Annotated in this window: 1 protein-coding gene; it reads right to left on the bottom strand. The window is 67.8% G+C overall.

Features of this window, described 5'->3' with window-relative positions; all coding sequences use genetic code 11:
• A partial coding sequence (locus tag CAY82_RS24865; protein ID WP_256576339.1) for an Ig-like domain-containing protein occupies window positions 1–746 on the bottom strand: 746 nt, incomplete at both ends.

Below are 746 nucleotides of genomic sequence, written 5' to 3'. Positions count from 1 at the left end.
GGCGTGAACGACCAGTTGCCACTGCCGTCGGCGGTTGTCTGGCCTATCGGGTTGCCGCCGCCGTCGGTGAGGATGACCGTCGCGCCAGCTTCAGCAGTACCACTGATTTCCGTGCCATTGCTCGGCTCGACCACCGGCGCCGCCGGCGCCACGCCATCCACGGTAATGACCGCCGGCGCACTTTCGGTCCCACCGGGGTTGCGCGCCACCGCGTTGACCACGGTGCCATCCGGCAACGGTATGCCGGGCGTGAACGACCAGTTGCCGCTGCCGTCGGCAGTGACCTGGCCGATCGGGTTGCCGTTCCCATCGGTGAGGATAATGGTGTTGCCCGCATCGGCGGTGCCGCTGATCACCGAGCCATTACTCGGCTCGACCTGCGGAATCGACGGCAGCGACGAGTCCACGGTGGTACCACCAGGATTGCCGGTATTGCCGGCGGCATCGGTCGCCGTGGCGTTGACCACGGTGCCATTGGGCAGCGCCGTTGCTGGAGTGAAGCTCCAGTTACCGCTGCCGTCGGCGGTGATCTGGCCAATCGGATTACCATTGCCGTCGGTGAGGGCCACGGTGCTGTTCGGTTCGGCGGTACCGTTGATCACCGTGCCGTTGCTCGGGTTGACCACCGGCGCGGCGGGTGCCACCGAGTCCACTGTGGTGCTGCCCTGCGGGCCGGTGTTGCCGGCCGGGTCCTGGGCCACGGCGTTCACCACCGTGCCGTTGGCCAGCGGTGTGGCCGGGGTGAA

It is taken from the genome of Pseudomonas sp. SID14000, assembly GCF_002165135.1.
Taxonomy (GTDB): Bacteria; Pseudomonadota; Gammaproteobacteria; order Pseudomonadales; family Pseudomonadaceae; genus Aquipseudomonas.
The sequence above is the reverse complement of the archived record's forward strand: the minus strand, read 5'-3'. Positions and strand labels throughout refer to the sequence as shown.